This is a genomic window from Pseudomonas sp. BN102 (assembly GCF_029871245.1).
Taxonomy (GTDB): Bacteria; Pseudomonadota; Gammaproteobacteria; order Pseudomonadales; family Pseudomonadaceae; genus Metapseudomonas.
Genome location: NZ_SSON01000050.1, coordinates 19,024 through 43,121, shown reverse-complemented (window position 1 = coordinate 43,121; position 24,098 = coordinate 19,024). Strand labels below are relative to the sequence as shown.

The following is a 24,098-nucleotide window of genomic DNA, read 5'->3' as shown; positions in this document are numbered from 1 at the left end:
GGCAGGCCCTGGGGCAACCCTCCTGTGAACTTTGGAGATAAGAAAAATATGAAAAGCTTCAAACAACTGGCTCTGGCTGCTGCTGTACTCGCTGCTCCCTTCATGGCCCAGGCCGACCTTCGGGCCATGGACGATTCCGCGCTGTCCGGTGTGACCGGCCAGGACGGCATCAGCATCTCCGGCAGCTTCAACGGCAGCATCGGCAGCGTGGTCTACACCGACTCCGAAACCACCGGTGGCACCACCACCTCCGGCACCTTGCGCCTGGAAACCATTTCCTTCACCGGCTTCGACATCCTCGACAGCGACCCGCTGAAGATCGACGTCATCGACGGTGGCGCCGGCGGCAACGACAAGCTGCAGATCAGTTTGCCGGCCATCACCGGCCAGCTCGCCGTCGGCGCCATCCGCGTCGGCGACGCGAGCGCCGCCAGCATCGGTTCCCTGGCCGTCAACAACATGAACATGTCCGGTTCCACCATCAAGGTCTGGGGCCACTGATAGCCGCGTTCATCCTGTAACCCGGAAAACCTCGTCGGCTCCTGCCGACGGGGTCTTTCCCCGCAAGCCCTGTAGTCGGAACGGCAATGATCGAAATCCTGGTTGGCAGTTTGCTGGGTCTGTTCGGCTTCACCCAGGCGGTGGATACCAAGCCGCAGCCGCAAGGCGCGGTGAATATCAGCCAGCCGCTTTCACCCAACGGGCCCTATCGCGAAACGGCGGTGGTCGAGCCCATGAGCCAGTTGCAATTCCGCAACGTCATCCGCCAGGCCTATGACTACAGCTGTGGCTCCGCCGCGCTGACCACGATGCTGGACTACTACCTGGGCCGCAACCTGGAAGAGCGCCAGGTGATGGAAGGCCTGCTGCGTTACGGCGAGGCCGACAAGATCGTCGAGCGCCGTGGTTTCTCGCTGCTCGACATGAAGCGCTTCGTCAGTGCCCTGGGCTACAAGAGCGGCGGCTTCCGTGCCGAGTTCGGCGACCTCGACGCCCTGGAGCACCCGGCCATCGTTCCGATCCACTATGGCGGCTTCAAACATTTCGTGGTGGTGCGCGATGTCTACAACGACCATGTGTTCGTCGCCGACCCCGCCCTTGGCAACATCAGTTTCACCCGTGCCCGTTTCGGGGAAATCTGGGACCAGAACGTCCTCTTCGTGATCTTCCCTTCGGGCAACGAACCACAGAACGCCATGGCCCTGACCGAGCGCGACCTGCGCCTGGTGGACGATCGCACCGTCAGCCTGCTGGCGTTCCAGACATTTCCGCAGATCACCAAATTCACCGAGAACGAAATCGATGAACTCGGCTCGGGGGGCGATATCCGCTACATCCGCCGCAAGTGACACCCGCACATAACAAGAAAGGCCTGGGGATAGCACCATGGGACCAAGGGAATACGCATGGCTGGCCATGCTGGTGCTCTGTACCAGTCTGCCGCTGCAAGCCGAGGAAGCCTCGGTGGAAGACGCGCGTGACGCGCTGAGCAAGAAGGAGGACGACGCCGACAGCGCCAAGGCGTTGGAGGAAGTCTTCCAGGCATCGGAGAAGAGCTACACGCTGCTGAAGAAGGGCGAGCGCACGCTCACCTACGGCTTCGACTACTCGCAGGTGCGCGACACCCAGATCGAGACCTTCCGCACCGGCAGCAACGTCTACAGCGTGCTCAGCCAAAGTGAGGCCCAGCACACCTTCACCAACTCCTTCACCTTCGACTACGGGGTGTGGGACAACCTGACCTTCAGCGTGCGCCTGCCCTTCGTCGCCAAGTACGACACCGAGCGCGACCTCAACGTCTACAGCCTCGGCGACATCTCCGCCTCCCTGCGCTGGCAGCCCTGGTCCTCCACCCGCGGGCGCCCGGTCACCACGCTCTTCGCCACCCTCGGTCTGCCCACCGGCGAGAGCCCGTACGACATCAACTCCGAGAATGACCTGTCCACCGGCAGCGGCTATTACAGCCTGGGCGTCGGCGCCAACATGTCCTACGTGATCGACCCGGTCGTGCTGTTCGGCTCGGTCGGGTACACCTACAACATGCCGGTGCACGACATCCACCAGATGCGCGGCGGGCGCATCCTGGAAGACGTGGAGCCGGGCGACACGATCAACTTCAGCATGGGCTTCGCTTACGCGCTGTCCTACGACGTGTCCCTGGCCACCTCCTACCAGATGGCCTACAGCATGGCGCCTACCTACAGGTTCGAGAACGACAACCTGGAGGGCACCGAACAGACCAGTTCGATCATGAACTTCTCCCTCGGCCTGCGGACGTCGCCTGACTACATCGTCAACGTCAACGCCGGCTTCGGCATGACCGAGGATTCACCGGACGTACTCCTGGGGCTCTCCGTGCCTCTCGACATCAAGGGCCTCAAGGCCCAGTAACCGGCGAGCGAGTACCTCATGAGCATGCAACTGTCGCCGCTTGCGCGGGCGATTGCCGGGGTCGGCTTGTGCTGGGCGGGCCTGGCCCAGGCGCAACTGGCCAACGACCTGACCATCGGCAACCCCAAGGCCATGGCAATGGCCAACGCCGTCACGGCAGATTCCTCCGGGATCGACGCCGTGCACTACAACCCGGCCGCCCTGACCAAGCTCAAGGGTCGCCAGAGCACGGTGAAGCTCCTCACCGGGGTGATGGATATCCGCGCCCGATTCGAGGCGCCGGAGGACTACGGCTTCCTCGGCTACGACGACGATCCGGTGAAGAACTCCAGCAGCCGCACCATGACCCCGGCCATGTACCTGCCCGGCATGGGCGGCATGACCGAGGTGCCGGTGCTCTTCGCGCCGCTGGCCGGGCTCTCGATCAACCCGCCGGGCTCCAAGTTCACCTTCGCCACCAACGTCTACGCGCCCATGGCCCTGGGCTACTCGCGGGACTCGGACAGCGACCCGGCGCGTTACCAGGGACGTGAAGTGGCCCTGCAGCGCATCACCTACTTCTCGCCCTCGGTGGGCTACCAGATGAACGACGAGCTGGCGCTGGGCCTGTCGATCGGTTTCTCCCACCAGGCCATGGCGCTCAACCAGGACTTCCGCAACCCGGGCTTCCTCACCGGCCTGACCCGGCTATTCAACGAGTTCCTCTGCCTGCCGGGGATGGGCGAAGTAGTGTCCGGCCTGATCAACGTCTGCGGCGGCAAGATCGGCCCCTTCGACAGCCTCGCCAATATGGATCTCGACCTGCAGCAGTCGCTGTCGCCTACCTACAACATCGGCGTGCTCTGGGAGCCCACCGACTGGTTCGCCTGGGGCGCCACCTACCAGAGCGAGGCGCGCATGCACCTGCAGGGCAAGTACCGGGTCGACTACAGCCAGCAATGGCAGGGCTTCTGGTCCGGCCTGCAATCCTCGTTGTTCGGCCAGGTGCTGAGCCCGATATTCCCTTACGGCAATGTCGACGAAGAATCTGGCAACGCCTCCCTCGACATGACCTATCCGGACAACTTCTCCACCGGCATCAAGCTCAAGCCTTCCGAACGCTGGCAGGTCAACGTCGACCTGAAGTGGAGCGGCTACAGCGACTGGAACGAGTTCGAGATCGAGTTCGACCGCGAGCTGGACCTGCTGCGCATCGCCAAGACCTTCGGTGGCGGCAAGGCCACCGATACCAGCATCATCCTCGACCGTGGCTACCGCGATACCTGGAGTTGGGCCCTGGGCGTGCAGTACCAGTGGAACGACCGGCTGGCCCTGCGCGCCGGCTACGAATGGCGCCCCTCGGCCATCCCCGACGACAAGGCCGATGTGCTCGCGCCCATAGGCGATGCCCACCTCTACGGCCTGGGTCTCGGTTACCGCTGGGACAAGGACACCAACATCGACATCGGCTTCAACTACTTCACCTCCAGGCAGAGCACCAAGGCCGACAGCAGCTGCAACCTCAACTGCACCGGCATCGACAACCTGGTCTACAACCCCTACGCGGGCCAGAACGTCGAGACCTCGGTGAAGGCCTACATCCTCGCCCTGACCTACCAGACGACCTTCTGATGATGAAAGCGCCCATCCTGCTCATCGCCCTGACCCTTACCGGCGCCGCCCAGGCCACCAGCGGTCGCTACCTGACCTGGATCGACGACCAGGGCCGGGTACACAACACCTTCGTCGACGGCCGCTACAGCGAGCAGCAGCGCCAGGCCGCCAAGCGCATCGCGCAGAGCGACCAGGCGCGCCTGCAGGATGACGACGGCACCCGCTGGCCCGGCAGCCAAACCAGTGGCGAGAGCAAGCGGCGCTACTTCACCTGGGTGGACGCCAGCGGCAACCTGCAGAACAGCTTCTACGCCGCCGGCCAGGTGGAGTCGGGCCAGCGCGATTTCGTCCTGCCCAATGGCCAGCGTTCGGCCGAGTACATAGACGCCGACGTGCTGGAAGGGCGCGGCTATTCCCGACCGGAACAGGGGCCGGCCTATTTCACCTGGGTCGATGAACAGGGCCGCACCCACAACTCACCGGTGCCGGCGCGTGGCCGGGAGCAGGGCAGCGACGCTCAAGGACCGGGCCCCATCGCCTACACCGAGAGCCGCGAACTGGAGTTCAAGCGCAAGGCCGCACTGCTGCCTTCCCTGGACGGCCAACCCAGCGCCGCCATGAAGGCTTTGCTCGAAGGCAGCGAGGAGCGTGGCGAGGCCCTCTACCAGAGCCTGGTGGACCGCTGCTGCGGCCAACTGGCGGACGACGCCTTCACTGAGGTCTCGGCCGAGGAGCCGCGCTTCGAGGAGTTGAACAACCTGTCCCCCAGCTTCGATTTCCCCATGGGCCGGAGTTACTACAGCGCCCTCAAGCTGCCGCGCTCGCAGCATAGCTACGGCTTGCGCATTCGCAGCTTCGCCAACCGCCAGGTGGTTTATCCCTCGCTGCTGTTCCTCGACGACGCCAAGCGCCCGACCCGCCTGGTGAGCGACGCCGTCTACCAACTGCACGGCGAAACCTGGTATCGCTACGCCTATATCGAAGGCACGGTGCAGGTCCGCGCCAACCAGGGCGAACGCTATGTGCTGCTGCTCACCACCAACGAGGACCGCAGCCTGCAGACCCTGGACAACAAGCCCTTCAAACGCCCCCTGCAGGACCTGGCCCTGAGCGAGTCGGGCATGCAGGTGCACGAGCACGCCGACCAGGGTTCCTTCGAGCTGGCCATCGTGAAGTAGGTGTAGGGGCGAATTCATTTGCCAAGGGCGGCGAAGCCGCCCCCTGACAGTCCGATGGGTAAACTCTCGGTCTGCCAGGCTGCTACGCTCGCCCAGCAGGAAGGGCAGGACGCCGGCGGCGGCGGACCATGTTAGGAAGGAGCGCCGATGGTTGTCGTCGAGGGAACGTGGCCTTCTGGGTATCGGGTATCGCCGGCGCCGCAAAGCCTTTTCGATTGCAAGCCGCTGTAAATTTGACGGAACTGGAGAGCACTCATGCAGCAGATTTCACGCTTCGCCGTGATCGAAGGCCTGGACGCGGAGCGCCACTTGCTGGACCGCGTCCAGCAGGGCGAATTGGAATGCGGGCTGCTGCTCTGGCGGCCTACCGAGGCGGCACTGGTGATGCCGCAGCGGATGAGCCGGCTGGCCGGTTTCGCCGCCGCCGAAGCCGAATGCGTGGCCCTCGGCTGGCCGATTGCGCTGCGAGACAGCGGCGGCGAGCCCGTGCCCCAGTCACCCGCGGTGCTCAACGTGGCCCTGGCTTATGCCTTGCCTCCCCACGAAGGGGAACTGACCCGCATCGAAACCGCCTACCTGCGTCTTTGCCAGCCCATGCTCAACTGGCTCGCCGACCTGGACCTGGAAGGTGGGCTGGGCGAGGTAGACGGCGCCTTCTGCGATGGTCGCTACAACGTCAACCTGGAGGCGCGCAAGCTGGTGGGCACCGCCCAGCGCTGGCGGCGCCGCCGCGCGGACAGCCGGCACGTGGTGCTGGCCCACGCCGCGGTGCTGATGGAGAACCAGCGCGAGCCCATGGTCGAGGTGGTGAACGCCTTCTATCAGGGCTGCGGCCTGGAGGCCCGCTGCCGCGCCAGCAGCCATATCGCCTTGGATGAATGCGCGGGGCAGGTCTGGAGTCGCGTGGACTCATTGTACGAGTGCTATCGCCGCACTCTGGCCGAGGCGGGGATGACGCTGGATTGAGTGGGCTGGAGGAGAGCAGGTGAGGTTGAGCGACAGGCGAATGCCATTGATTTCTCAGAATCTGCAAAATCGCGCTTGACTAAGAAATGAGAATCGTTATTATTCAAATCACTGGCCTCGCGGCCAGCTGGATAAGCTGACAAGCCCAGATTTCGGACTCATCAGATTATCTCCTCATCAGGCTAATCACGGTTATTGACCCGGCACTTTGCCGGGTCTTTTTTTGCCTGGGATTTGTCGAATTGCGGGCGCAGGAAACTTGTGGGGGCGAATTCATTCGCTATGGGCAGCGAAGCTGCCCCTGTGATCAAGGCAGGTCTGCGACCTGCTCAGCGATTGAAATCGCCCCCACAGGAAAAGCGCGATCAATGCCGCTTCGCCTTCCTGATGCGCAGGAAGATCCCGCCAAGAATCAGCACCACCACAGGCGTCATCACCAGGATCGCGGTCTTCGCCGAGACATCCAGCCCGAGGGTGTGCAGGCCACCGTAGAACAGCTTGAACAGGCTCAGCAGGTAGTAGCTGATGGCGATGATGGACAGGCCTTCCACCGCCTTCTGGATCTTGATCTGGGTGTCGGCGCGGGCATTCAGGCTGCGCAGGATCTCGGAGTTCTGCTCCTCCACTTCCACCTGCACCCGCGCCTGCAGCAGGTCGCCCAGGTTGGCGACGCTCTGGCCCAGACGCACCAGGCGCTGGTCGGTGGCGGCGCAGTAACGCACGGTGGGACGGAAGCGCCGTTCGATGAACACACCTAGGCGCTGGCAGTCGCCAACATGGGATTCGCGCAACTCGTTGATGCGTTCGAAGACGATCTGCGCATAGGCCTCGGTGGCGCTGAAACGCTGCCGGGTGCGAGCGGTGCTGCGCACGATGCGCGCAGAAAGCGCGGCGATATCGGCCGAGACTGCCTTGGCGCTGCTCTTGCCCTCGGCATTGCGGTCGGAAAGCTGGGTCAGTTCCTTGTCGTAGTCCTTCAGTTGCACGCTCACCGCCTGGGCCACCGGCAGGGTGAGGGAGGCCATCATCCGGTAGGTCTCGATCTCCAGCAGGCGACGGATCATCCGGCCGAGGCGGTACGCATTGAGCCGGCGGTTGACCAGGAGGATGCGGTTCACCCCTTCCTCGGTCAGGCGGAAGTCCGACCAGGCGGCGGCATCGCCACCGCCCAGGTTGGAGCCTGAAGGGTCCTTGAAGCCATAGGCGCTGGGGTCACCGGTCCAGTCCGCTTCGGATTCCACCAGCACCTGGTCGGCGTTGATCAGCAGATGGCGATGGTCGGTCACCAGGCTTTCCAGCGCGGGGGGCAGAGGCGGCCAGTATTCGCCGCCGGCATTGCGTGGCACCACCAGGGTGAGGGTGAAGAACTCGGTATGGCGTTCCCATTTCAGGGTGTTCTCGCCAAGGCGTAACAGACCCTGGGAGCCGTTGGTGGCCAGGGGCGCATCGGCGGCCTGGTTGAGGCGATCGACCAGGGCATCGCAGACGTCTTCGGTATCGGCGAAGGCGAAGTGGTAGACGTGGGCCGGATCGCGGAAATAGATCGACGGGCGCGAGTGAAGCTCGTTGTGCAGGGCTTTGCGAAGTGTATGCATGGAGGCTTCTGCGAACAGGGAGGTTTTTCTGGATGACGCGGCCTGCCCGGGCGTCGGTCACACCTTTGTGGCGGAAGGCTGGGGTGCCACCGATCAGTCGGGGCGGGTAACCCTTCAGATCGGTGGCGACGGGGAGTGGCAGCGAGGCTGCCCTTGGACACGACGAGACCTTGTGGGTCTCAGACGCGAAACTGCTGCATCAGCCCTTGCTGATGGTTGGCCAGCTCATTGAGTTGGCGACTGGCCCGGGCCGACTGCTCGGCCTGGCCGGAGAGCGACCCGGTGACGTCGCGGATGGCCTCGACATTTCGATTGATCTCTTCTGCGACGCTGCTTTGCTCCTCGGCGGCACTGGCAATCTGCAAATTCATTTCGCTGGTCTGGCGGGCGATCAGCGCCGACTGGTCGGCGCCGCCCCGGGCAGGGTTAGAACATGCTGACGAACACCAGCTGGCTATAGAGGTTGCTGTCGTCGCCACCGATCTGGGTGCCGCCTTCGTCCGCGCTCCTGTCCGGCTGGTAGAGGCCGACCACAGGCATGACGATCAGGTGGTCGCTCACCGCCCATTCGGCGTAGAGGTCCAGCTCGCGGCCATCGAAGTTGCCGAGGTCGCGGTCCAGGGTGTTGAAGTCGAACCAGAGCGCGCCGACGCTGAGGTTCTCCAGCGGCGAGACCTTGAAGGCGACGTGGTGGACCTGGGTATTGGTGTTGAAGGGGCCGGCGTAGTTGGCCGCCACCTCACCTTGGAACCAGGTGCCGTAGCCACGGCTGAAACCGGTGAACAGCGGGTCGAAACCTTCCGAGAAGCGGCTGTAGCGGTAGCTGAGGTTCGGGCTCCAGGCCACGTCGGCAAAGGTCCAGCCGGCTTCCAGGTACCAGGCGTTCTCGTCGTCGACGTCCTTCTTGTCCTGCCAGGCGTATTCGCCGGAGAGGAACAGGTTCTCCACGCCGGCATTGCCCTGGCCGCGCACGCTGTAGGTCTTCATGCCGTCGCGCTCGGCCTGGAAGGGCGAGGCGAACTCTTCGTCGATGTCGCGAATGTCGATGGCGGTCAGGCCCAGGGTGCCGGCCTCGGAGACGTGCTCCAGGTTGCCCACCAGCAGCTCGGGCTTGGCCTGGGCGCGGTTGTCGGACTTCAGCCACATCAGGTCGCCGCGCAGGCCGTCCTTGCCACCCAGGCGCAGCACGGCGGTCTGGTCGAACGCCTTGCGCGCGGCCAGCCAGTAGGCGCCGCCACGGTTGAATTCGCCGTCGGCGAGGCCCTTGCCGAGGTTCAGGGCGTCGCCGTTGATGAGGAAACCGTCGCCGATCATGACGTTCTGCCGGCCGAAGGAGACGTCCACGCCATCTTCGCCCAGGGCCTCGACCAGACTGCCGGAGCGCCAGCCGAGGTAGGCGTCCTCGATCTTGGTGGTGCGCTCGGAACCGTCGGTGAAGCCCGCCGCGTCGCCATCGCCCCAGGTGCCGGAGCTGAGCAGGTTGAACTTGCCGTAGCCGGTGCCGGCACCCGCCAGGCCCTGGTCGAAGCTGATGCCGTACTTGGCGTAGCCCTCGCGCCAGGACGACGAGCCCTCGCTCTTGGAACCGGTGATGGCGTAGTTCTCCTCGCTGTGGAAGAAGCCGAACACGGCCTCCAGGTCAGCGTTCAGATGGGTGTCGTCATCGGCGTAAAGCTCGAAGGCACCGACCTGCGCGGTGGCGCCGATCAGTAGCGCGAGGGTGGAAAGACGAAACAGCGGGGACCGGAGCATGCGTGGCTTCCTTCTTGTAGGTATTGGCTGCGGAGCGTTTCTGCGTCCGGATACTAAGGAGTTGCAGGCAGCTGGCCTTGTGCCTGCTTGCCAACGCCTTGATGCTGCGTGCCAGATTCGCGGGGTGCGGAAAGCCCGGCGTGCTGGCGGGTTCCAGGGCTTTCGGAGGGAGAAGGAAGGTGCGGTTGGAACCCTAGCGTTCCGGCCTAGCTGCGGCGGTTGATCAGCGAGGGCTGTTCGGCATACAGCCGTTTGTACAGCGAGGAGAAGTGGCTGGAACTGGCGAAGCCGAGGTCGAGCGCCAGGGTGGTGATGCTCTGCTGCGGGGCGAGCTTCAGGCGCCGTCTTGCCTCGGCCAGGCGCAGCGAGAGGAAAAACTGCATCGGCGTGGCCTGGCAGATCTGTCGGAAGCAGTACTGCAGGGTGCGATGGCTGGTGTTGAGGACCTGGCAGAGCTCCATGATGGACAGCGGTCTGGCCAGCCGAGAACGCCTTGTTTGAGCATATTTGTTTCCTCGCCTTTTCTTGTTGTTGGGTGCACCCACCGGCATGGCTGCCAGGCAAGGCGACGTTACGGCGGGGAGGAGGGGGTGATAAGCGGCGTGCCGGTCAGGCGCGGAGGTTCAATACTGGTGGAGCGGGCAATCTTAACGGCGGTACTTCGGGCGAAGGATTCTCAGCGCATGCGTACATTCCCAATCAAGAATGAGGCCGACACGACCTATGCCTTCGAGATAGAGAATGCCTACATCTCGGTTACGGACGTTGTTTCCACCCTGGCGCGGGTCGACGGTGTGTCGGAGGTATTGCGCCGGAATCCCTCCGGCTCCGCGAAATACCTGGTTTCCTTTCAATTCAGGGGTAAGGGCTGCGTGGTTTGGGAGCCCTTCGGCCTCAAAAGCCGTTACTGGTTCGGTCCGCAGGAAGCGGAGCGGGATATGGACTTCGCGGATGTTGAAAGGGCATTCAAGCAGTACCAGCCAGCTTTTCTGAGACGGTTGCTGGGGGACCTTCGCAGCTTGAGGTTTCTGCGGCGACCGTAGCCGGGATGAAGTTGCCTCCGGGCGCCCCCATGGATTGGGCGCCTACTTCGTAGGTTGGGCAGAGCGCAGCGAAGCCCAACGACCATGGCTCGTGCGCTCGGGTTTGTTGGGCTTCGCTGTGCTCAGCGCCAACCTACGGGAGCCTGGGGTGAGTGCCGCCGTGCCGCGAGGCAAAAAAAGACCGGCCCAAGGGCCGGTCGAAAACTCACGCAGCGACTCGGTTCACACGGTTTCCGGGCGTTTCAGCACCAGGGTGAGGATGTCGTAGCTGGCCACCAGTTCGCCGTGCTGGTTGGTGACTTCCACGTCCCACGCCACCACGCCTTGCGGCTCGCCCTTCGGGCTCTTCTTGCCCTGGTCGATCTTGCGCTTGCAGGTCAGGCGCGCCTGGATGGTGTCGCCGATGCCCACCGGGGTGATGAAGCGCAGGGTGTCCAGGCCGTAGTTGGCCAGTACCGGGCCGACGCCCGGGGAAACGAACAGGCCGGCGGCGGCCGAGAGCACGAAGTAGCCGTGGGCGATGCGCTTGCCAAACTGCGAGTCGCGGGCGGCCTGCTCATCGAAGTGCATGTAGAAGTGGTCGCCCGACAGGCAACCGAAGTTGACGATGTCGGCCTCGGTGACGGTGCGACGGTGGGTCAGCAGGGATTCGCCGATCTGCAGCTCGTCGAAGTAGCGGCGGAACGGGTGTACCTCGGTCTCGATCACCTTGGCGCCGCGCACGTGCTCGCGGGTCACCGCGGCCAGCATGGTGGGCGAACCCTGCACGGCGGCGCGCTGCAGGTAGTGCTTCACGGCGCGCAGGCCACCCAGCTCTTCGCCACCACCGGCGCGGCCGGGGCCGCCGTGCTTGAGCACCGGCAGCGGCGAGCCGTGGCCAGTGGATTCGGCGGCGGATTCGCGATCCAGGATGTGCAGACGGCCGTGCAGGGCGGCGGCTTGCGGCACCACGCGGGCGGCCACCTGCGGGTCCTTGGTGACCAGGCTGGCTACCAGGCTGCCCTTGCCACGGGCGGCCAGGGCGATGGCTTCGTCGATGTCGTCGTAGGCCATCAGGGTGCTGACCGGGCCGAAGGCCTCGATATCGTGGGCGCCGCCCTCGGCATGCGGGTCGCGGGCACGCAGCAGGGTGGGGGCGAAGAAGGCGCCTTCGTTGACGCCTTCGCCGCGTGGGGCGAAACCGTCGCGGGCGCCGAACAGCAGCTCGCTGCTCGCCAGCAGGGCGTCGAGGCGCTCGGCCACGTCGGCCTGCTGGGCGTGGGAAGCCAGGGCGCCCATCTTCACGCCTTCTACGGCCGGATCACCGACCACCACCTTGGAGAGGCGCTCGCGCAGGCGCTCGGCCACGGCGTCGATGTGTTTCGCCGGGACGATGGCACGGCGGATGGCGGTGCACTTCTGCCCGGCCTTGACTGTCATCTCGCGGGCGACTTCCTTGACGAAGAGGTCGAACTCCGGATCGTCCGGCGTGATTTCCGGGGCGAGGATGGCGCAGTTCAGCGAGTCCGCCTCGGCATTGAAGGGGATGGAGTTGCGCACCAGATTGGCGTTCACCCGAAGCTTGGCGGCGGTGTCGGCGGAGCCGGTGAAGGTCACCACGTCCTGGCCCTGCAGGCGGTCCAGCAGGTCGCCGGTGCCGCCGATGATCAGCTGCAGGCTGCCCTCGGGTAGCAGGCCGGATTCGTGCATCAGGCGCACGGCGGCCTCGGTCAGGTAGCTGGTGGCGGTGGCCGGTTTGACGATGCAGGGCATGCCGGCGAGGAAGCTCGGGGCGAACTTCTCCAGCATTCCCCAGATGGGGAAGTTGAAGGCGTTGATGTGCACCGCCAGGCCTCCGCGCGGCACCAGGATATGGGTGCCGGCGAAGGTGCCCTGCTTGCCCAGCGGCATGGCCGGGCCTTCATGGACGATGTTGCCGGACGGCAGTTCGCGGGCGCCGAGGCCGGCGTAGCTGAACAGGGTGCTGCTGCCGCCTTCGATGTCGATCCAGCTGTCGGCGCGGGTGGCGCCGCTGTGGCGGGACAGGGTGTAGAGCTGCTCCTTGTGCTCGTTCAGGTAGAGCGCCAGGGCCTTGAGGCGCGCCGCACGCTGCTGGAAGTCCAGGGCCATGAGGCTGGCGATGCCACGTTTGCGGCCGTGTTCGACCGCTTCGGAGAAGTCCAGGGCTTCCTCGTGGGCGCGGAAGAGGGGGCTGCCGTCGATGGCGCTGCGCAGTGCCTGGGCGCCTTGCTGGCCGATCCAGCGACCGCCGATGAAGCTTTGCAGCGTGAGGGCATTGTTCATGAGGATTTCTCCGTGAAGGGTTGGGGCCGGCGCCGCCTTCGCGACGGCCGGCCTGTGGTTTCGTCTGCCTTACCAGAGGGCCAGGGTGTAGCCGAGGATGAGGCGGTTCTCGTCGAGGTCGGTGGTCAGGCCATTGCCGGAACGGAAGGTGACGTTGCGCCAGCGCAGGCTCAGGCCCTTGAGGGTGCCGCTCTGGATCACGTAGGCGAGGTCGCTGTCGCGCTCCCATTCCTCGCCGTCGTCGCCGGTCGCGGTCTTGACGTTACGGCCGTCGACATAGCGGGTCATGAAGGTCAGGCCGGGGATGCCGAGGGCAGCGAAGTCGTAGTCGTAGCGCAGTTGCCAGGAGTCCTCTTCGGCGCGGGTGAAGGTGTTGAAGGTCACCAGGTTGACCACGTAGGGGTCGCCGCCATTGAGGAAGGGGAAGGCGCTGTCGCCCGATAGCTGCTGCCAGGCCGCGCTGACGCGGTGCGGCCCCTTGGTCAGGCTGAACATGCCGTTGAAGTTGCGGTTGTCGATCTTGCCGGCGCGCTCCACGCCGTCGCCGCGGCTATCGAAGTAGCGGACGTCGCTCTTCAGGCTGAAGCCGCCAGGCAGCGGCAGCGTGTGCAGCAGCCCGGCGAACTGCTGGCGGTAGATCTCGTCCAGCGTGCCGTAGTAGTAACTGAGCGCCAGTTGCGGGTTGATCGCGTAGGTGCCACCGGCGAAGTCGAAGGCATCGCTGGTGGCGGCGCCCAGGCCGATATCGTCGCGGCCGGAGGAGTCGCGCAGGTTGGTCCGCGTCAGGCGGCCGCCGTTGAAGGTCAGGCCGTCCAGTTCCTGGCTGGTCAGCATGCCGCCCTGGAAGGTGGAGGAGAGCAGCCGGGTGTCGTTGTAGGTGGCCACTGGCAGCAGCGGCTGCAGGGTGCCGAGGCGCAGCACGCTCTTCGACGCGCGCAGCTTGGCGGTCACGCCCAGCTCGCTGTAGTCGTCCACCGGCTCCTTGCTGGTGGGGCCGAAGGGCAGCAGGCCGGTGCCGCGACGGTCGCGGCTGGAGTCGAGCTTCACGCCCAGCTCGCCGATGGCGTCCAGGCCGACGCCGACCGTGCCTTCGGTGAAGCCGGACTCGATCCGCGCGGTAAAGCCCTGGCCCCATTCCTCGGCCTTGGACTGGGGCGCTCCGTCCTGGCGGAAGTCGCGGTTGATGTAGTGGTTGCGCAGCTCCAGGCTGCCCTTGCTGTCTTCGATGAAACCCGCCAGGGCCGAGGTGGCGAAGGGCAGGGTGAGCGCCGCAAGGAGCGGCGCGCAGGTACGGCTGTGGGTCATTGTTCTTGTATCCATCATCCGGTTCGTCTGGGCTCAGTGGCGGCTGGCAGCGGCTGCGCCGATGCCGGTCATGGAGCGAATGAACTGCGCCAGGTAGCGGCCGCGTTCTTCCTTGGCACGCTCGGAGGCGTCGGTCACCGAGAACAGCCAGGCACTGAAGAAGGCCAGGCCCATGGAGAACAGCGCCGGGTTGGAGTAGGGGAAGAGCGCCTTGTCGTGGTGCAGCACGTTGACCCAGACCGCCGGGCTCAGCACCAGCAGGACGATGGCCGAGAGCAGGCCCATCACGCTGCCGGCCACGGCGCCCCGGGTGGTCAGGCCTTTCCAGAACATGGAGAGGAACAGCACCGGGAAGTTGACCGAGGCGGCGATGGCCAGCACCAGGCCGGAGAGGAAGGCGATGTTCTGCGACTCGAACAGCAGGCCGAGGATCACCGCCAGCACGCCGATGCCGAGGGTGGCGATGCGCGACACGCGCATTTCCTCGCGCTCGGTCGCCTTTCCCTTGCGGATCACGCAGGCATAGAGGTCGTGGGACACCGCCGAAGCGCCGGAGAGTGCCAGGCCCGCGACCACGGCGAGGATGGTGGCGAAGGCCACGGCGGAGATGAAGCCGAGGAACAGGCTGCCGCCCACGGCGTGGGACAGGTGCACGGCGACCATGTTGCCGCCGCCGATGATGGCGCCGGCCGCGTCGCGGAAGTCCGGGTTGGTGCCGACCATGACGATGGAACCGAAGCCGACCACGATCAGCAGCAGGTAGAAGTAGCCGATGAAACCGGTGGCGTAGAACACGCTCTTGCGCGCTTCCTTGGCGTTGCTGACGGTGAAGAAGCGCATCAGGATGTGCGGCAGGCCGGCGGTGCCGAACATCATGCCCAGCCCCAGGGAAATCGCATCGATGGGGTTCGACAGCAGGCCGCCAGGCGCCATGATGGCGGTGCCCTTGGCATGCACCGAGGTGGCGGCGACGAACATGGCTTCGGTGCTGAAGCCGAAATGCTTGAGCACCATGAAGGCCATGAAGGTGGTGCCGGACAGCAGCAGGATCGCCTTGATGATCTGCACCCAGGTGGTGGCCAGCATGCCGCCGAAGGTCACGTAGCAGACCATCAGCGCGCCCACCAGCATGACGGCCTGGAAGTAGGAGAGGCCGAACAGCAGCTCGATCAGCTTGCCGGCGCCGACCATCTGCGCCACCAGGTACATCAGCGCCACGGTCAGGGTGCCGAAGGCCGCGGTGATGCGGATCGGGCTCTGTTCCAGGCGATAGGAGACCACGTCGGCGAAGGTGTACTTGCCGAGGTTGCGCAGGCGTTCGGCGATCAGGAACAGGATGATCGGCCAGCCGGCGAGCACGCCCAGGGCGTAGAGCAGGCCGTCGTAGCCGTTCATGAACATCATCGCGGAGATGCCGAGGAAGGAGGCCGCGCTGATCATGTCGCCGGCGATAGCCAGGCCGTTCTGGAAGCCGGTGAGGCCGCCGCCGGCGGTGTAGAAGTCGGCGGCCGAGCGGGTGCGCAGGGCGGCCCAGCGGGTGATGCCGAGGGTGAAGAGTACGAACAGCAGGAACATGCCGATGGCGTTCCAGTTCAGCGGGCGCGCGGCGGCGTCGGCGGCCAGGGCGTTTTCGGCGGCCAGCAGGCCGGCGGCGAGGAGCAGATTGCGCAGGGTCTTCATTGGCCGCACTCCTGCTTCAGTTTGTCATTCAGCGGGTCGAGCACGGCGTTGGTGCGTTGCACGTAGAGGCCGGTCAGGGCGAAGGAAAGCAGGACGATGACCACGCCCACCAGCATGCCGACGCTGGTGACACCACCGTTCAGGGTCTGGCCGAGCACGCCGGGGGCGAAGGCCACCAGCAGCACGAAGCCGTAGTAGATCACCAGCATGGCCAGGGTCAGGGACCAGGTCAGGCGCTGCTTGCGCCGGACCAGCTGGATGAAGTCCGGGTGTTGCCGGATGCGATCGAGGTCTTGCGGGGTCATGGTTGCTCTCTCTTTTTGTGATTGTCGAGGCGGTGCTTCAAGGGGCCGACGGCAAGGCCCGGGTGTTGCTCTGGTTTTTGTAGGAGCCAGCTTGCTGGCGAACGGGGTCTGTCAAACAGCTTCGCGAGCAAGCTTGCTCCTACGGGTTTTGCTTAGAGCTGGTCGAAATCGAGGACCACTTTTTCGCTGATGGGGAAGGTCTGGCAGGACAGCACGTACCCGGCGGCCACTTCGTAGTCCTCCAGGGCGAAGTTGCTGTCCATCTCCACCTCGCCTTCGATCACCTTGCATTTGCAGGTGGAGCAGACGCCGGCCTTGCAGGAGTAGGGCAGCTCGAGGCCCTGGGCGTTGCCGGCGTCGAGCACGCTCTGGCTGTTGCGCGGCAGCTCGAAGGACAGTTCGCGGCCATCGCTGATCACGGTGACCTGGCTCACGGCGCTGTCGGTTTCACGGGCGGCCTCGCGGGCTTCGCGCTTCTGGGCGCTGCCGGCGGCGGCGAACAGCTCGAAGTGGATGCGCTCGGCGGCCATGCCGTTGGCTTTCAACTGGTCACGTACGGTCTCGGTCATGGCCTGGGGGCCGCAGATGAAGGCGGCGTCCAGGGACTTCACATCGATCCAGCGGGAGAACAGCTGGCCGCACTTGTCGGCGTCGATACGGCCGTTGTAGAGGTCCACGTCCTGCTGTTCGCGGCTGAACACGAAGATCAGGTTGAGGCGCTGCAGGTAGCGGTTCTTCAGGTCTTCCAGCTGCTCGCGGAACAGCGCCGAGCCGCTGGAACGGTTGCCGTAGAGCAGGGTGACGCTGCTGTGGGGCTCGGCTTCCAGGGTGGTCTTGATGATCGACAGGATCGGCGTGATGCCGCTGCCGGCGGCCACAGCCAGGTAGTTGCCGTGGCGCGCGGCATCCAGCTCCACGAAGAAGTGGCCGGACGGCGGCATGACTTCGAGGCTCTGGCCGGCCTTCAGGCTGTCGTTGGCATAGGCGGAGAAACGGCCGCCGGCCACGCGCTTGATCGCCACGCGCAGTTCGCCGTCGTTGACGCCGGTGCAGATGGAATAGGAGCGGCGCACTTCCTCGCCGTCCAACTGGGTGCGCATCACCAGGTGCTGGCCCTGGGTGAAGCGGAAGCTGTCGGCGAGATCAGCGGGAATGTCGAAGGCGATGGACACCGCGTCACGGGTTTCCGGGCGCACTTCCTTGATCGTCAGGCTATGGAATTTGCTCATTGTCGTCGTCTCCGGTGGCAAGCCACTCAGATGCACTTGAAATAGTCGAAAGGTTCCAGGCAGTCGCGGCAGCGGTACAGCGCCTTGCAGGCCGTGGAGCCGAACTGGCTGAGCAGCTCGGTGTGCGCGCTGCCGCATTGCGGGCAGCAGACATCACCGGAGTCGCCCAGCAGGCTGCGCTTGCTGGTGCTGCCGGCCGGCGGGGCGATGCCGTAGGCGCGCAGGCGTTCGCGGCCGTCCTCGCTGATCCAGTCGGTGGTCCAGGCCGGGGTCAGGCGGCGCTCCAGCTGCGGCGCGGCGAAACCGGCGCCTTGCAGGGCCTGCTCGATGTCGTGCTCGATCACCTCGGTGGCCGGGCAGCCGGAGTAGGTCGGGGTGACCACCACGTGGAGGTGCCCGTCCTGCCAGTCGAGGCCGCGGACGATGCCGAGGTCGACCACGCTGACCACCGGCACTTCCGGGTCCATCACCTCGCCCAGCACCGACCAGGCGTGCGCCAGATCATCCGGCGCGCCGGGCCTGGCGCCGCGGTCGCTGGCGATCAGCTCACCAGGACGCATCGGGGTAGGCCCGCTGGAGGAACTGCATTTCGGCCAGCAGCAGACCGAGGTGCTCGGTGTGCAGGCCCTTGCGGCCGGACAGGTAGAAGTAGCTGGCCGGCTCCGGCAGCGGCAGGGTCGCGCTGGCGAAGATGTCGGCGACCTTGGCCTTCCAGGCCGCGGCGATGTCTGCCGGGTTCGGCGCGATGCCGGCCTCGAACAGGCGCTGTTCCACCTCGTCGCCGTTCACCAGCTCGACGGTGAAGCGCCAGAGGTCGCGAACGGCCGCCAGCATGCGCTGGTGGCTTTCCTCGGTGCCGTCGCCGAGGCGCTCGACCCACTCGCCGGAGCGACGCAGGTGGTAGGTGACTTCCTTCAGGGCCTTGGCGGCAATGCCGGCCACGCGCTCGTCGCTCGACTGGCTCAGGCCGTGCAGCACCTGGAAGTGCCAGGCGTCGAAGAAAAACTGCTTGGTGATGGTCACGGCGTAGTCGCCGTTGGGCTGCTCCACCAGCAGCAGGTTGCGGTAGGCACGTTCGTCACGGCGGAAGGCCAGGTGATCGGCGTCACGGCCGTCGGCAATCAGCTCGGCGGCGTATTCCAGCCAGTTGCGGGCCTGGCCGACCAGGTCGAGGCCGACGTTCATCAGCGCCAGTTCTTCCTCGATGGCGGGCGCGTGGCCACACCATTCGCAGAGGCGCTGGCCCTGGATCAGGGCACTGTCGCCCAGATGCAGCAAGTATTGGATGAGGTCTTCGCGTTGGGTCATGGCAGCGGCCTCACATGTGGCCGACTTCGGCCGGCAGCTCGTAGAAGCTGGCGTGGCGGTAGACCTTGTCCTGGGCCGGGTCGAACAGCGGCTCTTTCTCGTCCGGGGAGGAGGCCGTGATCAGCGCCGAGGGCACCACCCACAGGCTCACGCCTTCGTTGCGACGGGTGTAGAGCTCGCGGGCGTTCTCGATGGCCATGCGCGCGTCGGCGGCATGCACGCTGCCGACGTGCTTGTGATTCAGGCCGTGCTTGCTGCGCACGAAGACTTCGAAAAGGGTCCATTCGGACATGGCGGGAATCTCCAGATCAGGGGCAGGTCAAGCGGCGTCCGCTTTGCGTTGTTGTTTGCGGGCGTGGGCCACCGCGGCTTCGCGGACCCAGGCGCCGTCTTCGATGGCCTTGCGACGGGTGGCGACGCGTTCGACGTTGCAGGGGCCGTTGCCCTTGAGCACTTCGTAGAACTCGCTCCAGTCGATGTCGCCGAAGTCGTAGTGGCCGCGTTCCTCGTTCCATTTCAGGTGCGGGTCCGGGGCGGTGCAGCCGAGCAGCTCCAGTTGCGGCACGGTCTGGTCGATGAAGCGCTGGCGCAGCTCGTCGTTGCTCTGGCGCTTGATCTTCCAGGCCATGGACTGGGCGCTGTTGGGGGAGTCGGCGTCGCTCGGGCCGAACATCATCAGGGATGGCCACCAGAGGCGGTTGATGGCGTCCTGGACCATGTCCTTCTGCGCCTGGGTGCCGTGACGCATCATGGTCAGGAGGATTTCGTAGCCCTGGCGCTGGTGGAAGCTCTCTTCCTTGCAGATGCGGATCATGGCGCGGGAGTAGGGGCCGTAGGAGGTGCGCTGCAGCACCACCTGGTTGACGATGGCGGCGCCATCCACCAGCCAGCCCACCGCGCCCATGTCGGCCCAGTTCAGGGTCGGGTAATTGAAGATGCTCGAGTACTTGGCGCGGCCGCTGTGCAGCTTGGCGATTTCCTCGTCACGGTCGGCGCCGAGGGTTTCCATGGCGCTGTAGAGGTAGAGGCCGTGGCCGGCCTCGTCCTGGATCTTGGCCATCAGCTGCAGCTTGCGCTTGAGCGTCGGGGCGCGGGTCACCCAGTTGCCTTCCGGCAGCATGCCGACGATCTCGGAGTGGGCGTGTTGGGAAATCTGGCGGATCAGGGTCTGCCGGTAAGCTTCCGGCATCCAGTTCTTCGCCTCGATCTTGATTTCCGCGTCGATCTTTTCCTGGAAGGCGCGTTCCTCGGAGGACATCTCCTCCAGCGCCTTCACGCGCTTCACGCCGGTCTCAACCAATTGTGCGTACATGCCGTTCTCCAGCCATGCAGGGTTCGTGGGGTGGCTTGGCCATGGCGCTATTTTTAAATGATACAAAAACAAATATCAAACAATAAAACGTGTGTCGTAAGAGTTTTTGTATCGGATTGACGAGTGGCAGGGCGGGGATCCGGGCATAAGGCACGGGCAAGGCGTGCAAGGACCTCTGTATTTAAGGGCTTGGCTGGGTCAAGGCGAGGGGTTCGAAGCAGAGGGACGGCTGGCGAAGGACTGTGTTTTGTGGTGGCTCACAAAGCGATACACGTATTTAGATGTATTGCCTGATTGGTGTTCTGTTTGTGATGTCTGGGGTGAGCGCGACTTGCGGTGGCGCTTGTGCTGATCGAAGGCACAAGAAATGACTCCCTGTCATCCGAGGCTCAATGCATCCTCCGACCTGGACCGGAGTCGAAGCTGGCGCTGGTCGGCAGCCGGGCTCATCGGCTTTAGAAATCGGAACCCTTGAACATCCGCGAGCGCGAATCGTGGAATCGGATCACGATCCCGTCGCTACGGTCGTGAATGCTATGAACGCGGTGGGAGTGGTGGTGCCGAACGAAACGCGGATCCTCCACCACGAAGATGCGGTGATGCTTGTGATGGAACCGATGCGAATGGCCAATGAACCCGCGTTTGAACCCATGGGAATGAAACTTGAAGCCATGATGATGATGTTTCATGAAACCGTGGCTGTGCCGGTGGTGGCCCTTGAAGTGGCTGCCGCCGGCCAGTGTCATGGCACCGCTGGTGTCAATGCCGGGCCAGGGTGTTTCGGCCATCACCTGGCCCCCGCCGAGGCAGGCGAAAAACACCAGTAAAAGCTTGAGGATACGCATGGCGAACCCTCCTGAATCTAATCCTCCCCGAGGATGTTGCCCCCATACGAAGCAGTATAGTTTTTGACCAATCGTGTCTTGGGCGGGATGGTTCTTGGCCTATGTCGCCTCCGCTGGGGGCCATACTTAACGGGTCGAGTGCCGGCTCCGGTGGATGCGACCCAATCTACCGCTGGCCATGAAAAGCGGAGGGCGGTGGCTATGCGCTTCGATGCATTTTCCTTCGGCTCCATCAGCATCGACGGGGTCACCTACCCCCATGACGTAGTGATTGATCATGGCGAGGTCCGCAAGCGCAGGAAGAAACCGTCCAAAAGGTTCCGCGATGCCTACGGCCATACGCCATTGTCGATCGAGGAGGAGATTCCCTGGGACTGCCGGCGTCTGGTGATCGGGACCGGCGCCGGGGCCTTGCCGGTCATGTCGGAGGTCAGGCGCGAGGCCGAGCGGCGCGGCATCGAGTTGATCGTGAGGCCGACGGCGGAGGCCATCGAGATGCTGCAGGAGGGGCAGAAGCACACCAACGCGATCCTGCATCTCACCTGCTAGGTCGCACCGGGACTGTTTGTTTGGTGGGGCGAATTCATTCGTCAATGGCAGTGGAGCCATCCCTCTTCAAGGCCGAAGGGCGAACCTGCGGTCCGCTTGGCGATTGAAATCGCCCTCACAGGGAGCGGGCCAGGCATCAGGCTTCCTTGTGGGGGCGAATTCATTTGCTGAGGGCAGCGCAGCTGCCCTCTCAAGCACTCACCAGCACCTCGAACCCGCCATAGATCATCCGCTGCCCATCGAAGGGCATATTGCTCGGGTTGGGTTGCATCCGCGGGTCTTCCATCGCCTTCTTCATGCCCTCATCCCGCACCTGCTTCGAGGGCCAGGTGATCCATGAGAGCACCACCGTTTCGTCGTCCTTGCGTTTCACCGCCATCGGGAAGGAGGTCACCTTCCCCTCGGGCACATCGTCGCCCCAGCACTCGACGACGCTCAAGGCGCCGCATTCCTTGAAGACCCCCGCGGCCATCTCGGCTACCTTGCGGTAGGCCTCACGGTTGGCGGTGGGGACGGGGACTACGAAGCCATCTACATAGGTCATGATCGATCTCCTGTCTGGATTCCGTGCTGTCGATTGGAGTCGGCCAGACAGATCCTTCCGGCCGATCTACCTAAGAGTCGATAGTGGTAGTCGCCATTCGACAGGCTCGCTCGCAAGGAGGCATCCGACCCGACCGACGGTCGAGCGCCACAGCCTCGCTTTCATTGGGCCGCAGGATGAGGCGAGCGCAACGATATCCATCGATGGCATGGGCTCAGGCTCGCTCAACATGCCCGTTGGAAATTAGGATAGAGCCCCTCACAACCGTCTTTTCGGGAAATGAAATGCTCATTGTCTTCAGCGGGCTGCCCGGCACAGGGAAAACAACGATCGCGCGTCGATTGGCATCCCGGCTGGACGCGACCTACCTGAGAGTGGATGCCATCGAACAGGCTCTACGTGATGCCGAGGTCCTTGCCCATGATGTCGGTCGTAGCGGATATCTGGTCGCTATCGCCCTGGCTCAATCGAATCTCGGCTTTGGCCGCGTGGTGATCGTCGACTGCGTCAATCCGGTCGCTGAAAGTCGCGAGGCATGGCGCGAAATTGCGACACGGGCCGGCGTGCCCTTGCTGGATATCGAGGTGGTTTGCTCTGACGCGCGAGTACATCGACTCAGGGTGGAAACCCGGTCGGTCGATGTGCCTGGCCTGAAACCTCCGACCTGGAAATCGGTTCTGGAACATGACTATGAAGCATGGGGCGAAGGGCCGTTGCGGCTGGATTCCGCCGTGATCTCGCCGGATGAGGCGGTGGAGGCAATCATCGAGCACTTGTCCCGCGCTACCTTCTAGCCAATTGCCCTGCCCATGAAAAAGCCCCGCATACGCGGGGCTTTTCTTCAGCTCTGGCGATTACTTGTTGCGATTGTCGTAAACGTGGCAGGCCTTGCCCTCGGAGCGCTTCAGCGAGAAGCAGGGACGCAGGACGATGCGCGAGCTGATACCGATGTAGGTCTTGATGTACTTGCCCAGCTCGCTGCACAGCGCTTGTTGCTGCTGCTCGCCGAGGCCTTCGTGCTCGTGCTTGAGTTCGACGTGGACTTCGATGCTGTCCAGGTTGCCGCTGCGGGACAGGTGGATCTCGTAGTTCTCGGACAGCTGTCGGATCTTCAGCACCTGCTCCTCGATCTGGGTCGGGAACACGTTCACGCCACGGATGATCAGCATGTCGTCGCTACGGCCGGTGATCTTGTCCATGCGCCGCATCGGCCGCGCGGTGCCCGGCAGCAGGCGGGTCAGGTCGCGGGTGCGGTAGCGGATCATCGGCAGGGCTTCCTTGGACAGCGAGGTGAATACCAGCTCGCCCAGTTGGCCGTCCGGCAGCACTTCGCCGGTCACCGGGTCGATGATCTCGGGGTAGAAGTGGTCTTCCCAGATGGTCGGGCCGTCCTTGGTCTCGGCGCATTCCATGGCGACGCCCGGTCCCATGATTTCCGACAGGCCGTAGATATCCAGGGCGGTGATGCCCATGCGCTCCTCGATGGCGCGGCGCAGTTCGGCGGTCCAGGGCTCGGCGCCGAAGATGCCGAGGCGCAGAGCCAGCTTGTGCGGGTCGATGCCCTGGCGCTCGATCTCGTCAGCCAGGTTCAGCATGTAGGACGGGGTGACCATGATGATGTCCGGCTGGAAGTCGCGGATCAGCTGGACCTGCTTCTCGGTCTGGCCGCCGGACATCGGGATCACGGTGCAGCCCAGGCGCTCGGCGCCGTAGTGGGCGCCCAGGCCGCCGGTGAACAGGCCGTAGCCATAGGAGATGTGCACCTTGTCGCCCTTGCGGCCGCCGGCGGCGCGGATCGAGCGCGCTACCACGTTGGCCCAGGTGTCGATGTCGTTCTGCGTGTAGCCGACCACGGTGGGTTTGCCGGTGGTGCCGCTGGAAGCATGGATGCGCACGATTTCGCTCTGGGGCACGGCGAACATGCCGAACGGGTAGTTGTCGCGCAGGTCGTTCTTTCCGGTGAAGGGGAACTTGGCCAGGTCTTCGAGGGATTTCAGATCATCCGGATGCACGCCTGCCTCGTCGAAGCGCTGGCGGTACAGCGGGACGTTCTCGTAGGCGTGCTTCAGGCTCCAGCGCAGACGCTCCAGCTGGTGCTGGCGCAGTTCGTCGACGCTGGCGGTTTCCATCGGGTCAAGCAAGGCGGTATTGGCAATCATGTTCATGGTTTCACTCAAATTGTTTTTGTGGGGGCCCTTGGGCCCCTGAGTGCTGAGGAAG

General features: G+C 64.5%; 24 protein-coding genes and 1 pseudogene. 9 read left to right on the top strand and 16 right to left on the bottom strand.

Annotation, left to right across the window (positions count from 1 at the left end; genetic code table 11):
* Nucleotides 1–48 precede the first annotated feature (48 nt).
* The 6 genes from E8F12_RS10065 (at nt 49) to E8F12_RS10040 (ending at nt 6,128) form a co-directional block, all read left to right on the top strand.
* On the top strand, nt 49–501 hold the full coding sequence (locus E8F12_RS10065) for a DUF6160 family protein (RefSeq protein ID WP_280325098.1): 453 nt from the start codon (nt 49–51) through the stop codon (nt 499–501).
* 86 nt (nt 502–587) lie between these two features.
* Nucleotides 588–1,349: a C39 family peptidase gene (locus tag E8F12_RS10060; RefSeq protein WP_280325097.1), complete on the top strand. Its 762-nt coding sequence runs from the start codon at nt 588–590 to the stop codon at nt 1,347–1,349.
* Nucleotides 1,350–1,416: 67 nt separating this feature from the next.
* On the top strand, nt 1,417–2,391 hold the full coding sequence (locus E8F12_RS10055; protein WP_280325159.1) for a transporter: 975 nt from the start codon (nt 1,417–1,419) through the stop codon (nt 2,389–2,391).
* Nucleotides 2,392–2,409: 18 nt separating this feature from the next.
* Nucleotides 2,410–4,002 carry an outer membrane protein transport protein gene (locus E8F12_RS10050; protein ID WP_280325096.1) on the top strand — a complete coding sequence of 531 codons (1,593 nt, stop codon included), beginning with the start codon at nt 2,410–2,412 and terminating at the stop codon, nt 4,000–4,002.
* 2 nt (nt 4,003–4,004) lie between these two features.
* A complete protein-coding gene (locus E8F12_RS10045) occupies nt 4,005–5,162 on the top strand; it encodes a MalM family protein (protein WP_280325158.1) in 1,158 nt (385 codons plus the stop codon).
* A gap of 255 nt (nt 5,163–5,417) precedes the next feature.
* Nucleotides 5,418–6,128, top strand: a complete 711-nt coding sequence (locus E8F12_RS10040) for a lipoate--protein ligase family protein (protein ID WP_280325095.1) — start codon at nt 5,418–5,420, stop codon at nt 6,126–6,128.
* Between the two features lie 365 nt (nt 6,129–6,493).
* Here E8F12_RS10040 and E8F12_RS10035 read toward each other — a convergent pair whose 3' ends face one another.
* The 4 genes and pseudogenes from E8F12_RS10035 to E8F12_RS10020 all read right to left on the bottom strand — a co-directional run bounded on the left by E8F12_RS10035 (nt 6,494) and on the right by E8F12_RS10020 (nt 9,936).
* Nucleotides 6,494–7,723, bottom strand: a complete 1,230-nt coding sequence (locus tag E8F12_RS10035) for a DUF3422 domain-containing protein (protein WP_280325094.1) — start codon at nt 7,721–7,723, stop codon at nt 6,494–6,496.
* Nucleotides 7,724–7,902: 179 nt separating this feature from the next.
* Nucleotides 7,903–8,100: pseudogene (locus E8F12_RS10030) on the bottom strand (hypothetical protein); the annotation flags it as partial.
* 49 nt (nt 8,101–8,149) lie between these two features.
* Nucleotides 8,150–9,475: a hypothetical protein gene (locus E8F12_RS10025; RefSeq protein WP_280325093.1), complete on the bottom strand. Its 1,326-nt coding sequence runs from the start codon at nt 9,473–9,475 to the stop codon at nt 8,150–8,152.
* A gap of 206 nt (nt 9,476–9,681) precedes the next feature.
* The gene (locus E8F12_RS10020; RefSeq protein WP_280325092.1) at nt 9,682–9,936 is read right to left on the bottom strand and encodes a helix-turn-helix domain-containing protein; all 255 of its coding nucleotides are present in this window, start codon (nt 9,934–9,936) and stop codon (nt 9,682–9,684) included.
* Between the two features lie 222 nt (nt 9,937–10,158).
* On the opposite strand from E8F12_RS10020, the gene E8F12_RS10015 reads away from it, so the two are divergent.
* Nucleotides 10,159–10,518 (top strand): hypothetical protein, encoded by a 360-nt coding sequence (locus tag E8F12_RS10015; RefSeq protein ID WP_280325091.1) that lies wholly within the window; start codon nt 10,159–10,161, stop codon nt 10,516–10,518.
* A 222-nt stretch (nt 10,519–10,740) separates the two neighbouring features.
* Here the strand turns inward: E8F12_RS10015 and paaZ are convergent, their stop codons facing one another.
* From paaZ to E8F12_RS09965, 10 genes are all read right to left on the bottom strand, one after another.
* A complete protein-coding gene (gene paaZ / locus E8F12_RS10010; protein WP_280325090.1) occupies nt 10,741–12,801 on the bottom strand; it encodes a phenylacetic acid degradation bifunctional protein PaaZ in 2,061 nt (686 codons plus the stop codon).
* Nucleotides 12,802–12,870: 69 nt separating this feature from the next.
* The gene (locus E8F12_RS10005) at nt 12,871–14,106 is read right to left on the bottom strand and encodes an OprD family porin (protein ID WP_280325089.1); all 1,236 of its coding nucleotides are present in this window, start codon (nt 14,104–14,106) and stop codon (nt 12,871–12,873) included.
* Between the two features lie 33 nt (nt 14,107–14,139).
* Nucleotides 14,140–15,786 carry a cation acetate symporter gene (locus tag E8F12_RS10000; protein ID WP_280325088.1) on the bottom strand — a complete coding sequence of 549 codons (1,647 nt, stop codon included), beginning with the start codon at nt 15,784–15,786 and terminating at the stop codon, nt 14,140–14,142.
* On the bottom strand, nt 15,783–16,091 hold the full coding sequence (locus E8F12_RS09995) for a DUF485 domain-containing protein (RefSeq protein WP_280325087.1): 309 nt from the start codon (nt 16,089–16,091) through the stop codon (nt 15,783–15,785). Before E8F12_RS09995 ends, E8F12_RS10000 begins: the two co-directional genes overlap by 4 nt.
* Nucleotides 16,092–16,243: 152 nt before the next feature.
* Nucleotides 16,244–17,320: a 1,2-phenylacetyl-CoA epoxidase subunit PaaE gene (paaE, locus tag E8F12_RS09990; protein ID WP_280325086.1), complete on the bottom strand. Its 1,077-nt coding sequence runs from the start codon at nt 17,318–17,320 to the stop codon at nt 16,244–16,246.
* A gap of 26 nt (nt 17,321–17,346) precedes the next feature.
* The gene (gene paaD / locus E8F12_RS09985; protein ID WP_280325085.1) at nt 17,347–17,880 is read right to left on the bottom strand and encodes a 1,2-phenylacetyl-CoA epoxidase subunit PaaD; all 534 of its coding nucleotides are present in this window, start codon (nt 17,878–17,880) and stop codon (nt 17,347–17,349) included.
* Nucleotides 17,867–18,628, bottom strand: a complete 762-nt coding sequence (gene paaC, locus E8F12_RS09980) for a 1,2-phenylacetyl-CoA epoxidase subunit PaaC (RefSeq protein WP_280325084.1) — start codon at nt 18,626–18,628, stop codon at nt 17,867–17,869. The genes paaD and paaC overlap by 14 nt, the downstream gene beginning before the upstream one ends.
* 10 nt (nt 18,629–18,638) lie before the next feature.
* Complete coding sequence (paaB, locus tag E8F12_RS09975; protein WP_103102982.1) at nt 18,639–18,920, bottom strand: 1,2-phenylacetyl-CoA epoxidase subunit PaaB; 282 nt, start codon at nt 18,918–18,920, stop codon at nt 18,639–18,641.
* Between the two features lie 27 nt (nt 18,921–18,947).
* Nucleotides 18,948–19,940 (bottom strand): 1,2-phenylacetyl-CoA epoxidase subunit PaaA, encoded by a 993-nt coding sequence (gene paaA, locus E8F12_RS09970; RefSeq protein ID WP_280325083.1) that lies wholly within the window; start codon nt 19,938–19,940, stop codon nt 18,948–18,950.
* A 455-nt stretch (nt 19,941–20,395) separates the two neighbouring features.
* Complete coding sequence (locus tag E8F12_RS09965) at nt 20,396–20,785, bottom strand: hypothetical protein (protein ID WP_280325082.1); 390 nt, start codon at nt 20,783–20,785, stop codon at nt 20,396–20,398.
* Nucleotides 20,786–20,986: 201 nt separating this feature from the next.
* On the opposite strand from E8F12_RS09965, the gene E8F12_RS09960 reads away from it, so the two are divergent.
* The gene (locus E8F12_RS09960) at nt 20,987–21,334 is read left to right on the top strand and encodes an MTH938/NDUFAF3 family protein (protein WP_280325081.1); all 348 of its coding nucleotides are present in this window, start codon (nt 20,987–20,989) and stop codon (nt 21,332–21,334) included.
* A gap of 190 nt (nt 21,335–21,524) precedes the next feature.
* On the opposite strand, the gene E8F12_RS09955 is transcribed toward E8F12_RS09960, so the two are convergent.
* A complete protein-coding gene (locus tag E8F12_RS09955) occupies nt 21,525–21,878 on the bottom strand; it encodes a DUF1428 domain-containing protein (RefSeq protein WP_280325080.1) in 354 nt (117 codons plus the stop codon).
* Nucleotides 21,879–22,162: 284 nt separating this feature from the next.
* On the opposite strand from E8F12_RS09955, the gene E8F12_RS09950 reads away from it, so the two are divergent.
* Entirely contained in the window at nt 22,163–22,672 is a 510-nt protein-coding gene (locus tag E8F12_RS09950) for an AAA family ATPase (protein ID WP_280325079.1), read from the top strand.
* Nucleotides 22,673–22,732: 60 nt separating this feature from the next.
* On the opposite strand, the gene paaK is transcribed toward E8F12_RS09950, so the two are convergent.
* The gene (gene paaK / locus E8F12_RS09945; protein ID WP_280325078.1) at nt 22,733–24,043 is read right to left on the bottom strand and encodes a phenylacetate--CoA ligase PaaK; all 1,311 of its coding nucleotides are present in this window, start codon (nt 24,041–24,043) and stop codon (nt 22,733–22,735) included.
* Nucleotides 24,044–24,098 lie beyond the last annotated feature (55 nt).

Coding starts and splice junctions, on each gene's coding strand:
- E8F12_RS10035 (WP_280325094.1), bottom strand. CDS start 7,723: ATGCATACACTTCGCAAAGCCCTGCACAACGAGCTTCACTCGCGCCCG.
- E8F12_RS10005 (WP_280325089.1), bottom strand. CDS start 14,106: ATGACCCACAGCCGTACCTGCGCGCCGCTCCTTGCGGCGCTCACCCTG.
- E8F12_RS10065 (WP_280325098.1), top strand. CDS start 49: ATGAAAAGCTTCAAACAACTGGCTCTGGCTGCTGCTGTACTCGCTGCT.
- paaC (WP_280325084.1), bottom strand. CDS start 18,628: ATGACCCAACGCGAAGACCTCATCCAATACTTGCTGCATCTGGGCGAC.
- E8F12_RS10025 (WP_280325093.1), bottom strand. CDS start 9,475: ATGCTCCGGTCCCCGCTGTTTCGTCTTTCCACCCTCGCGCTACTGATC.
- paaZ (WP_280325090.1), bottom strand. CDS start 12,801: ATGAACAATGCCCTCACGCTGCAAAGCTTCATCGGCGGTCGCTGGATC.
- E8F12_RS10045 (WP_280325158.1), top strand. CDS start 4,005: ATGAAAGCGCCCATCCTGCTCATCGCCCTGACCCTTACCGGCGCCGCC.
- paaB (WP_103102982.1), bottom strand. CDS start 18,920: ATGTCCGAATGGACCCTTTTCGAAGTCTTCGTGCGCAGCAAGCACGGC.
- E8F12_RS10020 (WP_280325092.1), bottom strand. CDS start 9,936: ATGGAGCTCTGCCAGGTCCTCAACACCAGCCATCGCACCCTGCAGTAC.
- E8F12_RS09950 (WP_280325079.1), top strand. CDS start 22,163: ATGCTCATTGTCTTCAGCGGGCTGCCCGGCACAGGGAAAACAACGATC.
- E8F12_RS09965 (WP_280325082.1), bottom strand. CDS start 20,785: ATGCGTATCCTCAAGCTTTTACTGGTGTTTTTCGCCTGCCTCGGCGGG.
- E8F12_RS09955 (WP_280325080.1), bottom strand. CDS start 21,878: ATGACCTATGTAGATGGCTTCGTAGTCCCCGTCCCCACCGCCAACCGT.
- paaD (WP_280325085.1), bottom strand. CDS start 17,880: ATGCGTCCTGGTGAGCTGATCGCCAGCGACCGCGGCGCCAGGCCCGGC.
- E8F12_RS10015 (WP_280325091.1), top strand. CDS start 10,159: ATGCGTACATTCCCAATCAAGAATGAGGCCGACACGACCTATGCCTTC.
- E8F12_RS09995 (WP_280325087.1), bottom strand. CDS start 16,091: ATGACCCCGCAAGACCTCGATCGCATCCGGCAACACCCGGACTTCATC.
- paaK (WP_280325078.1), bottom strand. CDS start 24,043: ATGAACATGATTGCCAATACCGCCTTGCTTGACCCGATGGAAACCGCC.
- E8F12_RS10000 (WP_280325088.1), bottom strand. CDS start 15,786: ATGAAGACCCTGCGCAATCTGCTCCTCGCCGCCGGCCTGCTGGCCGCC.
- E8F12_RS09960 (WP_280325081.1), top strand. CDS start 20,987: ATGCGCTTCGATGCATTTTCCTTCGGCTCCATCAGCATCGACGGGGTC.
- E8F12_RS10060 (WP_280325097.1), top strand. CDS start 588: ATGATCGAAATCCTGGTTGGCAGTTTGCTGGGTCTGTTCGGCTTCACC.
- E8F12_RS10040 (WP_280325095.1), top strand. CDS start 5,418: ATGCAGCAGATTTCACGCTTCGCCGTGATCGAAGGCCTGGACGCGGAG.
- E8F12_RS10050 (WP_280325096.1), top strand. CDS start 2,410: ATGAGCATGCAACTGTCGCCGCTTGCGCGGGCGATTGCCGGGGTCGGC.
- paaA (WP_280325083.1), bottom strand. CDS start 19,940: ATGTACGCACAATTGGTTGAGACCGGCGTGAAGCGCGTGAAGGCGCTG.
- paaE (WP_280325086.1), bottom strand. CDS start 17,320: ATGAGCAAATTCCATAGCCTGACGATCAAGGAAGTGCGCCCGGAAACC.
- E8F12_RS10055 (WP_280325159.1), top strand. CDS start 1,417: ATGCTGGTGCTCTGTACCAGTCTGCCGCTGCAAGCCGAGGAAGCCTCG.